This is a genomic window from Brevibacillus jepli (assembly GCF_047229145.1).
GTDB lineage: Bacteria > Bacillota > Bacilli > Brevibacillales > Brevibacillaceae > Brevibacillus.
Window position 1 is genome coordinate 1 of record NZ_JBFEFW010000110.1, and the last position, 524, is coordinate 524.

The 524-nt window shown below is 46.0% G+C and carries 1 protein-coding gene and 1 pseudogene; both read left to right on the forward strand.

Features of this window, described 5'->3' with window-relative positions:
• The first annotated feature begins 38 nt into the window (after positions 1–38).
• Positions 39–266, forward strand: a complete 228-nt coding sequence (locus tag AB1L17_RS31500) for a sugar phosphate nucleotidyltransferase (protein WP_412848848.1) — start codon at positions 39–41, stop codon at positions 264–266.
• A gap of 52 nt (positions 267–318) precedes the next feature.
• A pseudogene (locus tag AB1L17_RS31505) lies at positions 319–524 on the forward strand (sugar phosphate nucleotidyltransferase); the annotation flags it as partial.

Sequence of the window (524 nt, forward strand, 5' to 3'; positions counted from 1 at the left end):
CTGTTGTAGACTGATCACACTCTCCTGTTGTATTAGTAGTGGTTGAACCTGAAGCACCTTTAGAGAAGTATGGGTATATTATACCTGATTCTCCTGATTTCAGTCGGAAAGTGAATTCTGTCAAGCAATTTGTTGAAAAACCTGACGCCGAGCTAGCCCGAGCGTGTTTGACTCGCCATGCTTTGTGGAACAGCGGAGTATTTGTGTTTCCTCTCGGTTTTATATTGCAATATTTGAAAGATAAACAGGTACCCCGCGCAGTATAAGCAGCTTGTCCGGCAATACCGGTGTTTGCCCAAGATCAGCTTTGATTATGCGGTGGCAGAACAATGCCGTAATCTGGTGGTCGCCAAATATTCCGGGACATGGCGCGATGTCGGCAGCTGGGAGCAATTGATGCAAGTGTTGGATTGTACCCGGATAGGGGCCAATATCGTACCCTATCAGTCTGAAGCAACGAAGGTCATTAACACATCAGATCTTCCGATGATAGTGATTGGTGTTTCAGATCTTCTTATTGCCGC